Raw genomic sequence first — 17,706 nt, 5'->3', positions numbered from 1 at the left:
GAATATTTTTTTTTAAATAGAATAATTAGAAAGAGGATTTATGTATTTTATTGAAATTTTAATTTTTCTAAGAGATCATTGAAATAGTGTTCTCCCCAAATTTCAAGAACTTGATCATCTTTTATAAAAGGAGCAACATCCTCTTTTATATTGTCAAAGGATACAGTTTTAAATTTTTCCCGAAGCATCACAAGGACATCCTCCTGTGTTAAGCTTTCTTTTGTCCAGTCTCCTGTATCTTTTACCCGTAAAGCAAAGTGCTGTAAATCTAGTGGAATTCCTTTTTTAATATACCATTCCAAATCATACCAATCGCGCCCTTTAACCCGATTTTTCCATTTTCGAAACAAGATCGCATGCATTTTACCGGCAAATAAGCTAGGCTTGCTAAAACACTTTACATAAAAAGAGAATGGTTGGGTTATCAGCTTGTTTTCGGTGGTAAACCCAAGAGGAGGGCGGCGATCTACTTCTATTTTAATTTTCATCGTCCTATTAGTAGATTGTATACCCGCTTGCTTTACAATATTCTCAAGTATCAGTTCTTTCCATTCGTTTTCAGACTTTAGAAAAGCCGAATCAATATTCGTTTTTTCTTTCTTTTCCTTCTCTCGAATGCTCACCTGCATACCGATAGCATTAAACTCAGTTACTATAGCGTTGAAATAAGGTTCAAGAGAAAACTCAGGGTTTGATTCCAGCAAGGAGAAATTGAGATCTTCAGAAAAGCGATCCAATCCATAAAATATCCTTAAAGCTATTCCTCCGTAAAAAGCTGCTTTTTCAAAGAAATCAGTTCTGGAAAGGCCTGCCAGTGTAACTTCCTGCATAATCTCCCTTAGGGCTGAGAGTACCTCCTCGGTGTTTTTGGGGTTATATTCCTTAATCCATTCTTTAATCATAATTTCTCTAATGTTTTTATAAGCATTCTTAGACTTTGTTTTTTTGGAGCATCCTCAACCCAGGATTTCATCTCTTTAAGATTGAATTTACGGAGCCATTGTGGATCTATTCGTAGGTCATCCAATAAAAAATTACGTGTTTGGGAGGGACTTCGTAAAGAAAGTCCAGAGGTAGTAATTATTTTGTCGCATAAGGCTTTTTCAGGAGATGCTATGAGTGCTAGCTGTCCTGTTGCTAATTCGATGCTTTTAATTCCAAAGCTGTAATAAGGGGCAGGGATTGAACGGTAGCTGAATCTTCCTATAGGAGTTTTATATTTTTTGGAACTTTTTATAGTAATAGAACTTACCTCATATACCCGTTCAGGGATAATACCCCAGTAAGACATAGCCGATTCAAGAGATACATAGCTCGGTCCCCATAAATGATTTGCAATTAGGAATGGTTCGGGAGCTGTTAAATCGGTTCGTACTCCAGCGATATAAAGCCCTTTTTTTAATGGAATTAGTTCCCCACTTTTGATCAGTTCGCTAATCTTGTCATTGGGTCTCTTATAATCTTTAAGTATATCAAGCAGGACTTGTCTGTTCAGCGGGACAGTACTAAATGATCTAATTGAATATTTGAAATCCATTTTTGTTAAAATATTTAGCTAAAATCGGAAATTTTCCGATTTAAAGCAAATTTTATTACATTTTTTGTCTTTATACGCAGTTATAATCGGAAATATTCCGATTATAGGTAGCATATAGAACAGTATTAATATTATATTGGGTATAAAACCTCCTTATAGATAGCTAATTTCCGAAGCTTTAAAAAATCATCTGCGGTTCTAATCAGGATAGTTATTGTATTGCTAATTTGTTTTTATGTTGGATGTTATAATAAAAAAAATTTCACTTAGTTGATATTTGTAGGTTTATTATTGTATTTAAAGTTAAGTTTTTATATTTGTTTTGAAAACAAAAAACTAGTAGTAAAGTGTTTATTGTAAAGAATTTAGGATTGGTTGTGGGTTTAGCCTGATGGAGCCAAATTTAGATTACAATAGTATAAAAAAAGCCTGTTTAGCATCCCTTTGGCCCTATTGGCTACTTATCAGTTTTTAGTTTAAAATGGAATTAATGTCTTTTTAAAGTGAATTTTTAAGAAGTAAAAGCAATGTTTCTATTAGATTAGAAAGTACAGACTACCAGCGGAACTCGCAAAGTGAGTTTACTAATTGGCTCATTGTGATTTTCCAGAACCTTTTTTATATTACAAAACGATACTGATTTTAAAATATACTTTTATTTCTTCACCACAAGGTAAGCCAGTCCAGGATCATGTAACAGCCTTTCTATTTTAGAAAGAATAATATCTTGAACATCCTGTTTGATTTGTAGATAATTTCTTTGAACCATGCTATTGTCTAATTTGCGGATTATAGCAATGTCTTTATAATTCGACTGTTCATTTTTAAGAGCTTCATGATCGTTTATTATTTTAGCATGAAAAGCCTTTAATTCAATTTTAGAATCAGGATCATCAGCAACCATACCTACGAATTCCCCCGAGTTTAGAAGTTCTTTATTTATTAATCGAATGCAACTTAATAAAAAATGGCTTAAAATAATTATACTAATTATTTTAAGCCATTTTTTATTATATATTCATCAAGACTATTTTTGTTGGAATGAAAATCAATATTAAAAGTAGAATGTCTTTCTTAAATTACCTTAATTTCCCAACAAATATCAAGCTACCGCCAATAGCTTCAGAAACTACTTCAAAATCAGCAGCTCCATTTTGCTTCAAAAGGCTGTATTTGCCATCAGGAGCAGTGATATTACCATAGTATTCTACACCATCAATTGTGCCAACAGTATAAACAGTACCGTATTTTTCAAAAGATGTAAAAGGTTCCACTTGTAAAGTTTTTAAATCTACAAGAGCAAATTTTGTTGGGGCATTATACCAATCAGCAGGTTTTACTGGTGGAGTAAAGCTATTATCCAGATACTGAGCAAGGGCTTTATCTCCGTGAACATAAGCTACCACATTTACTGAATGTGCATTAAGAGGTACTTTTAAGTCTACAAAAAAGTTAGCATCAAATGTTCCATCAGGATTTACCTTTAATAATCCGCCAGCTGGAGGAGCGCCTGTTACGGTGCTGTAATCTAGGGACAGTGAAGTAGCGCGTGAAGGCCTGTAGTACAAAGTACCATCATTTCCTTTAGCAAACGTATCATATCCCATTGACATACGGGAATCTGAAACATAAGTAACCGTTTTTGATGCTATATCAAAAACAGCAATTTGAGCATATTGTGGAAACTTATTAAAATCAGTAGGAGTTGCAGCCACCGGTAAAATAATTTTTTTTGCAGAAGTAACATAACTCATGTAAGTAGATGTTTTAACAGCAGGATCATTACTTAACGGCAATGGAGTTACTGCTATGGTTTCTGTTATCGTCATAGATGTTGGATTGAACTTAATAATTTTTCCATCATTTAGGGCGAAAAAATAAGCTTCAGTTTCAGATACGAAAGCTGGAGGTCCAAAGGTACCGCTAACGCCAGTATTTGCAAGACTTAAAGCATCTGCATCCGAAATTTTCATATCATTACTTACATTGTATTTGGTTAAAGTCGAAGCTGTACCATTCCAAACATAAGGGTGTTTGCCATAAGAATAGATGGTCGCACCAGGACCAATCTCTGTCATTGTTTTATAATCAAGGGTTGAAGGGAATTTATCGTATGCTCCCAGATAAAAAACTCTGCCTCCGGGAGTATTTACACGAACTGAGGCAATAACTGCGGGATTATCACCCTGACCTTGACCTTCATCTGTTTTAGAATCATCAGAACTGCAGGAAGTTAATGAAAATACTGAACACATCAATGCTAGTGCAGTGTATTTTTTAAAAAATCGATTTGTTTTCATACGTATTAATTATTTATATTTAAAATTGTGTTACTAATTTGATATTAAATGATCGCCCAGGTTTTTGCACACCAAAAAAATCATAATTTTTTTCATTGGTTAGGTTTTGTAATTCTGCTGTTAGGGAATATTTAAAACCACGTAGGCTATTATGATAAGTTGTTCCTAAATCAATAGTGTATTGGCTCGGGATAACAAATGGGTTTACAGAAGCGCTCTCCCAGCTTCTGAAAAATTCGTACACATATCTTGTATCCAGAAAAAGAGCCAATTTATCTTCTTTGCTAATTAGGTTACGGAAAGAGTAATTTGCCCCACCGTTAGCAAAAAAGTAAGGCTGATTAGGAACCCTGTCTCCTTTGTAAGCTGCAAATATTCCTTCTTCTGAGTTATTATAAAAATGCTGGTAAGTACTGTTAGCGTGAAATGAAAGTCTGTCATTTTTAGAAGTCCAGCTTCCAGAAACCTCAATTCCTTTAGAAGTTGCAGCAAATACATTTTGATAGATATTATTACGATCCAAAGCTGGAACAAATAAGATCTGATTGTCTATTTTTCTTAAAAACACATTGGTTTGAGCCTGCCAGCTGCTTCTTTCAGCATTTATTTTAGACTTTAAGAAAAACTCAAAATTGAAGTTATGGCTGCGTTCTGGTTTTAAGTTTAAATTGCCTTGAATAAATTGCCCGTCTCCAAATAATTCGTCAGTCTGAGGTAAACGGGTTGAATATTCATAAGTAAGCTTCGTAGAAAATTGCGCTGTAAATTTATAACGCAAACCATTTCCAAAACCAAAATAATTCCTGTTTCTTTCTTCTTTTATTACTGTGTTATTAGAAGGTATTTTTTCTTTTGAATTGATTTTTTGAAGATAATTTTTAACAAAAACAATATTTTCTAATTTTTCATTAAAGGCATCTATTTTAAAATCTGCTCCATTTACCCAAGTAAGCAAATCTCTTACAGCACTTGTGGGATCATAACCCGTAATAAGTCTGTCGTCTCCATTTTGTTTCGAATAGGTAGGGGCTGAAGTAAAACTCACAGCGTATTGTTCGCTGATTTTCCATGAAGCTTTCAGGCGTGAGAAAACATCATTGTTCCAAGTGTAAGTATCGCTTGGACCAGTAGATTCTGAAATTTCACCGCTGACATTTCCAGCAGAGCCTTCAATTCGATCGCCGTACCAATTGTAAACATAATCAGATACATCTGTAAACTGACGTTCTCTATAATTATATCCTGAAATGATATCTAATTTAATATTTTCACCAAAGTTATTGCGATAAGTAAGGACAGTTCCAGCCGCTTTTCGGTACGTTATAACTTCTCCATAAGGAACTCCAACCATTAATTGGTTATGCTGAATTTCTTTGCTGTAATCGGTATAGAATCCTTCAATGCTCAATTCCTTTGCCCAAGATCTGTTTTTTACACCTGTAATTAACTGTACTCCGTAACCTTTATAGGCATCATGAAATCTCGGAACGGTCACTTTTTTAAGCTTTCCAGCATCATCTGCAGCATCAACGTCAACTTTATAGTTGTTTTGTGAGGAGTCATAAAATCCATTTCCTTTGATAAAGAAACCAGTTTTTTGATTGTAATTACTAAGTATGAGTGAAGTTCTATAAGTTCCGAAAGATCCCGCCTGAGCAGCAAAAGAGCCGTTGAAACCTGCCTTTATTTTTGGAGTAATTAAATTGACAGCACCGCCAAGAGCATCTGCACCAAATTCGATAGGCACGACTCCTTTATAAACCTCAGCACGATCAATTAGATTTACTGGAACTGTTGAAATTCCAAAAGTATAACCGTGATAATCCAAAGGAATTTCGTCTAAGAAAAAACGAATTTGATTTCCTGTGAGTCCATTCATCGAAAAATTTGTTCTTGAACCTAAACCGCTGGTGCGTCGAATATTAATACCTTGTGTCTGTGCAAGGACTTCACCCAAATCGGCAGTTTTAAATTTAGCTTCCCGCATTTCGATTACTGAAACTGCTTGTGCCGTTGCTTCTTTCTTTTGTTTTTCAGACAAACGGGTTACAACGACATCATTTAATCTCTGTACTTCTTTTTTTAATACCACCACATTGAGCGAAGTATCTAAAGAACCTTCTAAAAGAATTGTCTGTTTCTTTGCAAGATACCCATCTGCACGTACCTCAATTAATACTCGGTCATTTGCTATGTTTTCTAGTTTATATACCCCCTCAGTATTTGTGGCTGTACTTATTTCTGTACCTACAAGCTGAATATGAACATTGCTTAATGGATTACCAAATTCATCATTTACTTTACCGGATATTGTGTTTTGAGCTATTAAAAATGCTGTCTTGAACATAAAGAGTGTTATTATTTTCAGCTTCATGAGATTTGCTTAGAATTATACTTTATTTTTATTTAGAATAAATAAAGATTCAAAAGTAAGGAATTTTCTATTACTATTATTCTTAAAAACAATTAAATTTTTATTTTTTTAATTTAGAGCTTCTATAACTTTTGTTTTCTGCTTCTGTTTTCTCAGGAAATCTATTAGCATCTGAACCAAAAAAGTCAGAATAACATACATTACAATTAGCGGCAGTACAATGGTTATTCCGTTTGATCTGTAACCAAAGATGCCTTTGCCCCAAGAAATCAATATCCATTGCGTCATATACATGGTGGTCAGGTTCTTGCTGCAATATTTTAAAAGTTTGATAAATTTATTTTCTTTGACGTTTACGGATATTTTATAAACAATAAATAGAAAAATTAAAGTCCAGCCAGCAAAATAAAGAACACCTCCTGGTCCCATATGATAAAAGCTATTGTAATTGTAATCTCCGTAAATAAAAACTAAAGGCGCGCCTAGAGCAGTGAACAGAAAGCCGATGTACAACATGTTTTTAAACAACAGTGTTTTATCATAATGAAGTTCCTGATACCATTTACCAAAAAACATTCCTATGATAATAAAAGAGATCCAAGGAAAAACAGGAAAATACACGTATGCTGGAAAATCATTATTGAAAAGAAGATCTAATACATAATTAATTGCAGGATAATTCAAATTAATGCCGCTCACTTCTCTGGAAACTAATGCTGTCAGCAATCCGATGGCTAAGATTCCATATTTATTACTGACATATTTTCTAATAAAACCCATGAACAGCGAAGACATTCCTGCTAATTGAAGGATATCGCCCAGTAACATCAAATACAAGTACTGCTGTTCGATCGGCCCGTGCCATCCGTATCTTTGTATAAAATTATCTGGTGCAAAACCAAAAATCACAGGAAAAACGAACTTTAGGAAATTCATAGAAAGTGCTGCTGCTAAGAGTAGTATGCCGCGTGTTAGAGCGCTTTTAAGGCTTTGATGACGTGAGGTCATAAACGTTATTCCCATGCAGATTAGGAAAATAGAAGTTCCTCTGCCTAGAAAAATAACAAAATTACCAATAAAGGTTTCAGACTGCGATTTGACATCAGCAAATATCAATAACGTATGTATGATTATCATTCCTATAACACTGATTCCTTTTATCAAATCCAATGCTGCAATTCTTTTACTTTTCTGTTCCATAGGTTTATTTTTTTATTAAATAATTGAAATTAGCTGACAATCGTTTTTGCTGCTGCAAATGAATTTTCGTTGATATATTTGTTTATAGCTGGATAATCTACTTTACCATTAACAGTCAGGGGCACATGGTTTAAATAAAAATTTTTTATTGAACTGGCATGTAATCCCAGTTTTTCCTTTGTTAGCTGAGTTATGGTTTGACGTGATAAAGATTCATCCTGATGTATGATGCCGAGATATTTATCCTGAACACTGATACAGATAAAGGTTTGTCCTCCTAATTCATTTTTAAGTAAAACCTCAACCTCATCAAGGTTTAAACGGACTCCAAATAATTTTATAATTCGTTTAATACGTCCCTTAATATGATAATATCCTAGCTCATCTTTTTCGGCCAAATCTCCTGTATAAAGTTTATCGGTATGGTTATAATCCTGTAAATCGAAAATATTGTTGGCGTAACCTCCGGAAACATTAGGACCGTAATAAATCAGTTCTCCTGTAGTTTCATCAATTTCAAACCTTCCGTTTTTTACTGGAAACCCTATAGAAGTTCCTTTAGTCTGAAAATCGTTTGGCGGTAAAAAAGCCATTCTGCCGCTGGCTTCGGTTTGTCCGTATTGTGCAAAAAACTGTTTGTTATAAGTTTGAGAATAAGCTGAAATTACGTTTGCCAGCTCTTTATTCAGCATTCCGCCTGTATGGGTAAAATAACGTATAGAAGGAGTCGCTTTTTTGAAGAAACCAAAACGATGCAGTAGCTCATAAAAATAAGGAACACCGCTTAGTGTAGAATAGCCATAGTCAGCAAGATCTGACCAAAATTCTTTTTGAAGCGCATCTCTGTCAGTGCATACAATGGTATTTGCTTTGATGCAGTTTGTTGTAAAAATTGAAAAACCGTACACAAAATTAATAGGTACATTTAACGGAACAACATCGTGTTCCGTTATTGGCATGTACTCCATGATAGACAAGGCATTCTGAACCAGATTTTGATCTGAAATTTTAACAAATTTAGGCGAACCTGTAGTTCCGGATGTACTCATTAAAAGCTTAATGTCACCATGTATAGGGTAGGGGCTAATCTGCGTTCTTTTAAACACTGAAATAGCTGTAGATGCCTGTTTTAAAGCATAACCCTCAACCTCGGTTCTCGATGGATCGAAAATATAAGCAGGCATATATTCATCTTCCAGTTTTTGTTTAAACTGAGGATGTAAATCCGCATTAAGCAAAGCCACCGTATACTTTTTGTGATAAAAATTCAAAAACGCTTCAATTGACGCCAGCTGATTATCATTGTAAATGAAAACAATGGCGCGCAGATCTTCAATGTCTAAAGATTCGTGTATTTCGTCAAACGTTTTAACAACTTTGGTTTTTGCATCTATAAAATTTAATTTTTTATTTTTTTGAATTAAATCATAAAGTTCCATACTTTTTTCTTTTGAATTTATTGGATTTCTACACCGTTTTTCTTTAATATTGCTTTTATTTTATCAATGTTTCCCATTTCCAGAATATCTTCCATAGGAATTACCACATTATAAAAACGCTCCAGTTCCTCAACTAAAAGCAAATGGCTCATAGAGTCCCATTCTACAATACCCTGATATTCTAAATCTGGTGTAATTGATTCTACAGGTATTTCAAATGCAGTTGCAAATACTTGATGTAATTCTTGTGTTGTGCTCATAATGATCATATTTTAATTTGTTTATATTTTATTATTTTAAACTTTAGCGAACTTCCATTTTCCTGTTCTGAATATGGTGATACAGCCAATTGCTAATACTAGCTCTGAAATTAATATCGCTGCAAAAATGCCTTTTGGACCGAAATCTAATGCAACTCCAAAAACAAACGAAAGCGGTATTTGTATCACATAAAACATGAGAATGTAAAGCAGGGTAACCATCATGACTTTTCCGGCGGCATTAAGTGCTCTGGAAATAACCATTGTGTAGCCTAGTAATACATAGGCGATAGAAATAATGTGAATATAAGTGGTGCTGTTATCAATTACTTCGGGCACATCAGAAAAGATTCTGACAACCGGATCTGCCATAAAAATCCACCCGATAGCTACTGTAATCAAAAAGCACATATTAATCATTCCTGCTCTCCAAACTGATTTCTCGGCTCTTTCGGGCTGTTGTGCACCTAAATTTTGACCAGTTAAAATTCCGGCCGCATTTCCTATACCCCAAGCCGGAGTAGTAACTATAGAAGCAACACGCTGTGCTATGATATAGCCTGCAAGGGCATTTCCTCCAAAATGAGAAACGATTTTGATCATAAACAGCCAGCTCGATGCAGGAATCAAATACTGCAGCATACCTCCAAAAGTAAGTTTTATTACTTTTTGGAAAGTTTCACGATGAAGTGCCAATTGCTGTTTTCCTATGTGAATGATGGTTGTTCCTTTAATCAAATGGAATGCCTGATAACAAACGCCTATAAAACGCGCCATGGCTGTAGCGATACCAACTCCTAATAATCCGTAGGCGGGTACCGAACCCCATCCAAAAATAAGAAGCGGGCACAAGAGTATGTTTAACGCATTAGACAGCCATAAGGTACGCATTGCCAAAGAAGCATAACCAGCACCACGGAGGATTCCGTTTAACGCAATTCGGATAATAATGAATCCGCAGCTGGCAAACATTACTTTGGCATACAAACTGCCTTGTTTTATAATGGTAGGAGAGAGTCCTACTAATCCCAGTATTTCATCACTCCATATAAAACATATAATGCTTATTAGGATACCGCAGCATACGCTGATGTTTATTACTTGTCCGGCGGTAAGACTTGCGTCCTTAAAGTTTTGCTCGCCAATACGTCTTGCAATTAAAGTCGAAGCTGCAATGCTCAGACCAATTGAAACCGAATACGAAAAACTGATAACAGATTCTGTAGAACCAACAATAGAAACAGCTGCTGCGCCAAGTTTGCTCACAAAGAACAAACTGGCACAAACAAATACAGATTCCATTACCAGCTCCAAAACCATAGGAACGGCAAGCAATACAATTGCCCTGTTAATACTGCCCGAAGTAAACTTTTTTTCTCTGCCTAATACCGCCTTAAGAAACAAATCCGTATAGGACTGAAGACGTAATACAACTACTTTCATGATTGCTGTTGTATGGTTTCAGTTCCAATCTCTGTAAACTCGCTCATTTCGTACTGCCTGATTACATAAAGTGGATTAGGAAGTTTACTTCCTTTTTTCGGCACGGCAAAACCGGTTTGTTCGGCATAGCCATTATTAAGCAGTTTTAGACTATTGATGTAAAATCGCTTAAATTCAGGCTCAAAAAGATTATACTTCTCAAAACGGTCTGTCAAATGCGGATTATCCTGCTGATATTCTTCAATTGATCCTATGACGGTTTTCCAAAAAAGATGTTCATCATAATCCATATAAGTATGCAGAATATCAGATAGGTATCTAAAAAAAGCATCAAAAACACCAATTAAAATAAACAAAGGTGTGTTCTCTTTATTAGAAGATTGGATCAGACCATCTTTAAGATCTTCGGGTAATTTTGCTTTAGCTTCTTCTGTCAACACAATATCATCAACAAAATCTTTTATAATGATGCGTTGCGGCACGCCATTTCTCATGACTAAAATAATATTCTCGCCATGAGGTGTCACGCATAAAGAATGCTGATAATAAATGTGCAGCAACGGTTTTAAATAGGCTTCTAAATACTGTTCAAGCCAGTTTTGCGTGCTCAATCCTGAAACATTTATGAGTTCCTGCAGAAAAGGACAGTTGTTATTATCAATATATAATAAAGAAGCCATCGTCATTAAATTTTCTTCAGGCTTGCGATATTTCTCGGCACTTTCTCTCCACAATGCACCTAACATTTCACGATAATGATACGGACTGTCGGTTATGGCATTGTACTGCGGATGACGATAAGAAACTGTTGCAACTTCGCCTAAAAGAACCACTTCTTTTTCCTCAAAATAAGGATCTTTATCGAGCATTTCTTTTACCCATTTGGTAACTCTCGGCGCAATATCCATTTGTTTTGGAGAGAGTCCGCGAATATTGCCTGTACTCAAAATTGAAATGGCCGTTTTTACATAATGTTTTGACGGATGACTTAGATTAAAAAAAGTTCGAATGCTTTGCTGCGGCGAATATACATCGTCGTTTTTGCCCAAAATGACTAAATATTGATTAGCCAAATCCTGATGAAACTGCAGCAAAATTTTATTGTTTAATTGCCAGGGATGCACGGGAATAAAAACGTAATCTTCAACCGCAAGATTCCTATTACGAAGCTTTTCCTGAAACCCTTTATAAACTTCCGCACCTAGTTCTTCTGTATAAAAATCACTAAAATTGATCGTTTCCAAAGAATTAAATAAAGCTCTTTTTTTATGCGCAGCAAGCCAGTACAAAGTCGTATTTTTATTGGCTTCAGGAGCGTAATTGTGATAATCGATATAGTTGAAACCAACTCGTCCTTTATTGGCAATAACCCAAGGATGACCTTCCATTTGATGTTCAATAGTTTGATAATTGGCTTGTGTCAACGCAGCGGCACTCAGTTTTTCTCTCGTGTACAAATGTGCATCTGCATATAAGGTATTGAGAAGTTCTTCGGTATATTTCGCTAGTGTAAAGGAATCAATACCAAAGGTTTTTTGCAATTCCATAAAAAAACTAAGAACATCTTTAGCAGGTGCTGCTATGCCGTTTTCCCATCTCTGGATACTTTCCTTTTCAACATGCCAATACTCTAAAAGTCTTGGATAAGCTGAAAAAGTATAATAGACCTCTGGTATATCAGTTGTTAATTTAAAATGCTTAAGACCGTCTTTTTCACTACCCGTAATTGTAGGCTTGGCAACATCTTCATGCATTAATTCGGCTAAACTCTTCGCCAGCAGATTAAGATTAACCTTTTCCCAAACTGGAGCGGTAAAAACTTCTAAGTGCGGTACTGTTTCTATATTCATTTTGATGTGTTTTAAATACTAATTTCCTCAGTTTTTTCTGCTGCAATATGCGAAAGGTCAAAATCCTGAAAAGCAATTCTCTTTTCTAATTTATAAACTTCACGTTTCGCTACTTCATTGATGATATAAGAATTACGGTAAGCGCCCATGCCCAAATCAGATGAAATGTAGCTGTGTGTATGTATTTCTGCATTCTGTACAAAAATTTCGCTGCCATTATGATCTATACTGTAGTTTCTATTTACAGCGTAGCTTCCTGATGAAGTCCTGCTGATACGATGCTGTATATCTTTAAGAAATTGAGGTTCCTGATAATGATATCCGGTGCCTAGAATTACATAGTCAGCAGGATCTGTAAACTTTTTATGCTGCTCGATTTGCTCCAGATGCAATTCATAAGTAGTGTGAATTCCAGTAGTGATATCATCCAATTGAATATTGGGTCTGATTTTTACGCCAATGTCATCGTTATCGACGCTCAAAGCATACAGATGATCATAAATCTCATTGAGTAAATCAAAGTTGACGCCTTTAAACTGTGATTTCTGACGCTCTAGCATGAGCTTACGAGTTGAAGATGGCATTTGATGAAAATAGTCGATATAATCTGGTGAGGTATGTTCTAAAATTAGTTTAGAATATTCCATTGCAAAAAAACGATCGGGACGGGAATACCAATTCAGTTTTAAATTTTTAGGTCTGTTTTGAAGCAGATCATAGAAAACCTCGGCAGCACTTTGGCCCGAACCAATTATGGTAACGCTATCTTGTTTTAATATTTCTTCTTTTTTAAAAAGATAGCTTGACGTATGACAAACTTTTTCCATCTCTTCTAAATTAACAAAATCAGGAAGTATAGGCACAGTACCGGTTCCTAACACTAATTTTTCGCAATAGTAAATTTTGGTCTGATTTTCATCTTTATGAAAAACATGCAATTCATAAAGACCATCTTTATAATAAATTCCCTTTACACTCGATGAAAAACGGCAATTTTTCAATTGTTTAATCACCCATTGACAGTATATATTATACTCTTTACGCAGTACAAAGAAATTTTCGCGGATAAAGAATTTATACAAACGATCTGTCTTTTTAAGGAAATTTAAAAAACTAAACTTACTTGTAGGATCTGCCATTGAAACACAGTCACATAAAAATGGAGTCTGCAGGGTAACATGGTCAAAAAGCAAACCCGGATGCCAGTTAAATTGTTCTTTCTGGTCAAAGAAAAGTGATGAAACGTCTTCAACAGCTTCTAACAAAGCAGCCAAGCCCAGATTAAAAGGTCCTATGCCAATGCCTATTAATGAATATACTTTACGATCTTCCATATTATTGTTTTATAAGATTATGCTCTGCTTCAGAGTTGATTATGATGTCTTTGTTTTGAGGGAATTTCTCCCAATACCATTCACGGTAGCAGAAATTAAGATTGGATGTTTTATGCGGCATTTTGATGACTTTATCGATTTTAAAACCATGAAAAGCTTTGTTCATCATCGAAGCTCTGGAATCAACAGAACCTTCGCCAACCATTCTGCCCACTTCTGGCTGCGCAAATACATAATCGATCATGCATTGGGTAGAGGGCGATACAAATTTTTGTTTCGGATCTGTCGGCGCAATAAATTGATGCGTTCCATAATCAGTTGGCAGCACATCATAATAATCGCCCAGTACATCACGGGTTGGCCAGTATACTTCGATATTAAAAGTCGGTTCTCCGTTTGCCATTCCGATATAACTGTACAAGCCGTCGCTAGGCAGTAGTGTTCTGTAATAGGTTTCCAGTTCGCGTAACGGCCAGTCCATTTTCCAGTTGGCTTTAGCGTGGTCACGATGAAACCATTCGTGCAGCATTTCCAGATCATTTTCTAAATCGAGTGGACGCAGACTGATCGTCACATCTTCTTTTGGGAAATAGCGGTTGTACACCAATTCTTTTCCTTTTGGATTTATCAATTGTTCTGAGAAAAAGCGTTTGTGCAAAACATTCGGAAAATTGATACGGGTCACACCAGCAGGATTCCCGCCGCAGTCAATATCATTTAAGGCAGTAAGTAAATTGCCTTTCACTTTCCAATGCCTGCTTTCGAGAATAAAAGTAACCAGACCGCTCTGGTCTTCTTTTTGTAAATCCTCTAATTTCTCATAGAGAATATTCAAGAGATTTTTTTCATCTGCAAGTCCGTTGGCGCCAAAAGTATTTACAACGGCCAATATATTTCCAACCCAGAAATAGTGAAGTAATAAATTAATTAAACGATCGTCCGGAATAAACATTTTTCCATTTCCTGACAAATCCGGTACAATATGATTTAACTGCTCTTCAAAAGATTTTCGGAATAAAAAACTTTGATTATCACGGAAAAACAGTTTTTCAGGCATAAACGACGCATCCAATTGTACCAGTGTATTTTGTTGATGCCATTCGCAGAACATTCCCTGCTCATTAAACATTTTCACTACGCCACCAACTATAATATCGATATATTTTTTAAACCAAAGTGCACTGGTTTCTTCTACAGAAAATCCTGTTTGCTGTGAAGCATTTTCAATTACGTTCTGCATTCTCGAAGGATCTCCCAATATGCTGTCCTGACATAAAGAAGCCAATAGACACACATTTTCTTCTTTTTCAGAAGCAGTAGTTTTAAACGGATTGTATCGCACACTGGTAGAAAAACTGTCCAATACATTTCCATTATAAGATACCGATATAAATCCCGGATCGCAGATCAATTCAATATCTGCATAGGATTTCCTAACATTGTCTCCCCATGCAGTCTGCATTAAACGGGATACTTCATAACCTCTGTAAAGCTCATGATAATGATTAATACGCTCTGCTCCGGTAATTTTTACATGAAGTGAAAATTTATACATATAATCGCTTTCGTTATTATATACCGTTCTTACTGATGAGGTTGCTGTGAATTTTTTTCCAAATTCGCCTAAATCAATCACCAGATTTTCTTTTGTCAGTGTATCAAATAGGGTTTGGTTTTTAAAATAGGAAGCTTCCCACGGGTGTATGGGCAATACTTTCCATTCCGGATATTTTTCCAGTAAATCGTGTATTTTTTGATCTCCTTTGCTTCCTTCTAAAACAGCTGTTCTTTCAAAATCTGAGGGCAGAATAGCATCTACTGATTTTTCGGTAACCAAATCAGGATGTACTAAAAAATAATACAACTGAAAATGACCACCGGTTTCGGGAGCAAATTTTAAAACTTCGGATACCGTAAAACCTTCACGTCCTTTGGTAAGCGGATGAAGTAAATGTCCTATCGGAAACAATTGTTCCGCTTCAATAAATGTCATTTCAGCTTTATTAAACTGCTGCTCTGAATCTTGAAAATACTCTAAAAACTGCGCTATTTTCTCGGTACTCAGCTGCATTCTCTTTTTTACATTTTTAGAATCTGCCAGCGGATACTGCTGTTTTATATGAGTTGTAATTAATTCTAACAAACGGTCAGCATCTATTTCTTTTATGGTTTCATTAGTAAGATCACGTTCCATTACCGGAAAGTCATACAAATGTCTGAAGGTTTCAGATCTGTAACGTATTGGCACATAGACTTCAACTTTATCATCAGGAAAATCCAGTTTTAAATGAAGTTTATGATTGTAATTTGACATATACGATTTTAGTACAGGATCGTATTTAGGAACCCCTTTATAAAAACTGCTGTTACCCAGCTCACGCACACAGCAGTTAAGTAAAATGGTAAACGTAATAGCGACTGCTTCCTGAGCAATCTCTTTAGGAGAAGATGTATTCATTTCCGTGTTTTTTTATTATTGAAAGAATATTATTAATGTGTGCAATAGTCGTTAATGGATTCAAAATGGTGAACTTGAGGTAGAAAATGCCATCTACTTTTGTGCTTGCTACCAAGACTTCACCATTAAAAAACATTTTCTTTTTAATGTGTAAGTTCATTTTACAAGTGTCTCCAGGCCAGCTGTCCCGTTTATACCTAAAAACCAAAACACTTAAATCAGAATGCGTTAAAAGCTCAAAATCGTTGTCGTTGTCTAATATTGCCGCGGTTTTTTGAGTAGTTTCAATAATGGTTTCTGTGTATTGACCCAGTTTAGTTCTACCCATATAACGCAGTGTACACCAAAGTTTTAAAGCATCGAAACGACGTGTGCTCTGGACCAGAGATTTGTTAATTTGGGCCGGCAGTTCATCGTAATCCTGTTCTTTAGGATTTAGATAATCAGCATGATGTTTTATGATATGAAGATGCTGTTTGTTTCTTACCATAAATGCACTGCTGCAAATAGGTTGAAAGAACGATTTATGATAGTCAATTGTAACAGAATCAGCTTGTTCGATGCCGTTTAGCAAGGGTTTGTATGTATCAGTCAGTAATAAACCGCAGCCATAAGCGGCATCTACATGCATCCACAATTCATATTTTTTTGCCAGAGCTGCAATTTCAGATAATGGATCAATATTACCAAAATCGGTTGTGCCTGCAGTTGCTATAATAGCAATAGGAATATTTCCTTTTTCCAGCTCTTCAATAATGGCTTGGTTTAATTTTGTAGCATCCATTCTATAACGGCTGTCGGTAACGACTTGAACAATACACTGTTCTCCAAGTCCCAGAATAGAAGCATTTTTCTGATTACTGAAATGAGATTTCTCAGAAACAAAAATTCGAAATTTACTAGATTTCGGAGGACAGCCATTTAATTTGATGTTCCAATCCAGATATTTCAAAGCAAAATAATCCCTTGCTAAAAGTAGTCCCATAAGGTTACTCTGCGAACCGCCACCAGTAAAAATTCCGTCACAATCTGTTGGGTATCCAATTTGTTCACCAGTCCAGGCAATCAGTTTTCTTTCTATAAATGTTCCTCCGGCACTTTGATCGTACGTGTCTTGCGACGAATTAATGGCACTTATGAGTACATCGGCTGCTAAAGCAGGAATTACTATAGGGCAGTTTAAATGCGCTATATATTCTGGCAAATGATAAGCCGTTGCGTGATTTACATAAATCTCATCAATCTCATCCCAAAGGCTTTCATAATCTTTTAGTGGCTCATTTAAATTAATAGCGTCCACTTTGTTTCTTATTTCATCAGGTTTAATACCGCTAAATGGAATCTTTGTATTTTCAAGGAAGCTGGTTACACGCCTTTGTACCAGCACTATGGCATTGTTATATTCAGTTCCGGAATGTTCATGAAAAATATCCTGATAAAAATCGTCAGTAGGACTTTTAACAAAGACATCCTGAGCATTGTCTAATAGGTTTTGCATAATGATAAATTTT

The 17,706-nt window shown here is 35.5% G+C and carries 13 protein-coding genes; all 13 read right to left on the bottom strand.

The window, feature by feature from the left end:
• Nucleotides 1-47 precede the first annotated feature (47 nt).
• Entirely contained in the window at nucleotides 48-902 is an 855-nt protein-coding gene (locus AC4FRF_RS14540) for a nucleotidyl transferase AbiEii/AbiGii toxin family protein (RefSeq protein ID WP_491160466.1), read from the bottom strand.
• A complete protein-coding gene (locus AC4FRF_RS14535) occupies nucleotides 899-1,537 on the bottom strand; it encodes a type IV toxin-antitoxin system AbiEi family antitoxin domain-containing protein (RefSeq protein WP_491160464.1) in 639 nt (212 codons plus the stop codon). The genes AC4FRF_RS14540 and AC4FRF_RS14535 overlap by 4 nt, the downstream gene beginning before the upstream one ends.
• 655 nt (nucleotides 1,538-2,192) lie before the next feature.
• Entirely contained in the window at nucleotides 2,193-2,441 is a 249-nt protein-coding gene (locus tag AC4FRF_RS14530) for a hypothetical protein (protein ID WP_491160463.1), read from the bottom strand.
• Nucleotides 2,442-2,616: 175 nt separating this feature from the next.
• Nucleotides 2,617-3,837 carry a DUF4374 domain-containing protein gene (locus AC4FRF_RS14525; protein WP_491160461.1) on the bottom strand — a complete coding sequence of 407 codons (1,221 nt, stop codon included), beginning with the start codon at nucleotides 3,835-3,837 and terminating at the stop codon, nucleotides 2,617-2,619.
• 19 nt (nucleotides 3,838-3,856) lie between these two features.
• Nucleotides 3,857-6,184 carry a TonB-dependent receptor domain-containing protein gene (locus tag AC4FRF_RS14520; RefSeq protein ID WP_491160459.1) on the bottom strand — a complete coding sequence of 776 codons (2,328 nt, stop codon included), beginning with the start codon at nucleotides 6,182-6,184 and terminating at the stop codon, nucleotides 3,857-3,859.
• 135 nt (nucleotides 6,185-6,319) lie between these two features.
• Nucleotides 6,320-7,411: a heparan-alpha-glucosaminide N-acetyltransferase domain-containing protein gene (locus AC4FRF_RS14515; protein ID WP_491160457.1), complete on the bottom strand. Its 1,092-nt coding sequence runs from the start codon at nucleotides 7,409-7,411 to the stop codon at nucleotides 6,320-6,322.
• A 29-nt stretch (nucleotides 7,412-7,440) separates the two neighbouring features.
• The gene (locus tag AC4FRF_RS14510) at nucleotides 7,441-8,850 is read right to left on the bottom strand and encodes an AMP-binding protein (protein WP_491160455.1); all 1,410 of its coding nucleotides are present in this window, start codon (nucleotides 8,848-8,850) and stop codon (nucleotides 7,441-7,443) included.
• A gap of 17 nt (nucleotides 8,851-8,867) precedes the next feature.
• Nucleotides 8,868-9,110 carry an acyl carrier protein gene (locus tag AC4FRF_RS14505; RefSeq protein WP_491160453.1) on the bottom strand — a complete coding sequence of 81 codons (243 nt, stop codon included), beginning with the start codon at nucleotides 9,108-9,110 and terminating at the stop codon, nucleotides 8,868-8,870.
• Nucleotides 9,111-9,146: 36 nt separating this feature from the next.
• On the bottom strand, nucleotides 9,147-10,553 hold the full coding sequence (locus tag AC4FRF_RS14500; protein ID WP_491160451.1) for an MATE family efflux transporter: 1,407 nt from the start codon (nucleotides 10,551-10,553) through the stop codon (nucleotides 9,147-9,149).
• Nucleotides 10,550-12,403 carry an IucA/IucC family protein gene (locus tag AC4FRF_RS14495; RefSeq protein ID WP_491160449.1) on the bottom strand — a complete coding sequence of 618 codons (1,854 nt, stop codon included), beginning with the start codon at nucleotides 12,401-12,403 and terminating at the stop codon, nucleotides 10,550-10,552. Before AC4FRF_RS14495 ends, AC4FRF_RS14500 begins: the two co-directional genes overlap by 4 nt.
• Before the next feature lie 11 nt (nucleotides 12,404-12,414).
• On the bottom strand, nucleotides 12,415-13,737 hold the full coding sequence (locus AC4FRF_RS14490) for a lysine N(6)-hydroxylase/L-ornithine N(5)-oxygenase family protein (protein WP_491160447.1): 1,323 nt from the start codon (nucleotides 13,735-13,737) through the stop codon (nucleotides 12,415-12,417).
• 1 nt (nucleotide 13,738) lies between these two features.
• Complete coding sequence (locus tag AC4FRF_RS14485) at nucleotides 13,739-16,195, bottom strand: GNAT family N-acetyltransferase (protein ID WP_491160445.1); 2,457 nt, start codon at nucleotides 16,193-16,195, stop codon at nucleotides 13,739-13,741.
• Nucleotides 16,176-17,693 carry a pyridoxal phosphate-dependent decarboxylase family protein gene (locus AC4FRF_RS14480; protein WP_491160443.1) on the bottom strand — a complete coding sequence of 506 codons (1,518 nt, stop codon included), beginning with the start codon at nucleotides 17,691-17,693 and terminating at the stop codon, nucleotides 16,176-16,178. Before AC4FRF_RS14480 ends, AC4FRF_RS14485 begins: the two co-directional genes overlap by 20 nt.
• Nucleotides 17,694-17,706 lie beyond the last annotated feature (13 nt).

It is taken from the genome of Flavobacterium sp. ST-158 (genome assembly GCF_058309975.1).
The sequence above is the reverse complement of the archived record's forward strand: the minus strand, read 5'-3'. Positions and strand labels throughout refer to the sequence as shown.

Excerpts from the sequence above, each read along its gene's own strand:
- AC4FRF_RS14490 (WP_491160447.1), bottom strand. The coding sequence starts at position 13,737 with ATGGAAGATCGTAAAGTATATTCATTAATAGGCATTGGCATAGGACCT.
- AC4FRF_RS14540 (WP_491160466.1), bottom strand. The coding sequence starts at position 902 with ATGATTAAAGAATGGATTAAGGAATATAACCCCAAAAACACCGAGGAG.
- AC4FRF_RS14500 (WP_491160451.1), bottom strand. The coding sequence starts at position 10,553 with ATGAAAGTAGTTGTATTACGTCTTCAGTCCTATACGGATTTGTTTCTT.
- AC4FRF_RS14505 (WP_491160453.1), bottom strand. The coding sequence starts at position 9,110 with ATGAGCACAACACAAGAATTACATCAAGTATTTGCAACTGCATTTGAA.
- AC4FRF_RS14530 (WP_491160463.1), bottom strand. The coding sequence starts at position 2,441 with ATGGTTGCTGATGATCCTGATTCTAAAATTGAATTAAAGGCTTTTCAT.
- AC4FRF_RS14495 (WP_491160449.1), bottom strand. The coding sequence starts at position 12,403 with ATGAATATAGAAACAGTACCGCACTTAGAAGTTTTTACCGCTCCAGTT.
- AC4FRF_RS14520 (WP_491160459.1), bottom strand. The coding sequence starts at position 6,184 with ATGTTCAAGACAGCATTTTTAATAGCTCAAAACACAATATCCGGTAAA.
- AC4FRF_RS14515 (WP_491160457.1), bottom strand. The coding sequence starts at position 7,411 with ATGGAACAGAAAAGTAAAAGAATTGCAGCATTGGATTTGATAAAAGGA.
- AC4FRF_RS14525 (WP_491160461.1), bottom strand. The coding sequence starts at position 3,837 with ATGAAAACAAATCGATTTTTTAAAAAATACACTGCACTAGCATTGATG.
- AC4FRF_RS14510 (WP_491160455.1), bottom strand. The coding sequence starts at position 8,850 with ATGGAACTTTATGATTTAATTCAAAAAAATAAAAAATTAAATTTTATA.
- AC4FRF_RS14535 (WP_491160464.1), bottom strand. The coding sequence starts at position 1,537 with ATGGATTTCAAATATTCAATTAGATCATTTAGTACTGTCCCGCTGAAC.
- AC4FRF_RS14480 (WP_491160443.1), bottom strand. The coding sequence starts at position 17,693 with ATGCAAAACCTATTAGACAATGCTCAGGATGTCTTTGTTAAAAGTCCT.
- AC4FRF_RS14485 (WP_491160445.1), bottom strand. The coding sequence starts at position 16,195 with ATGAATACATCTTCTCCTAAAGAGATTGCTCAGGAAGCAGTCGCTATT.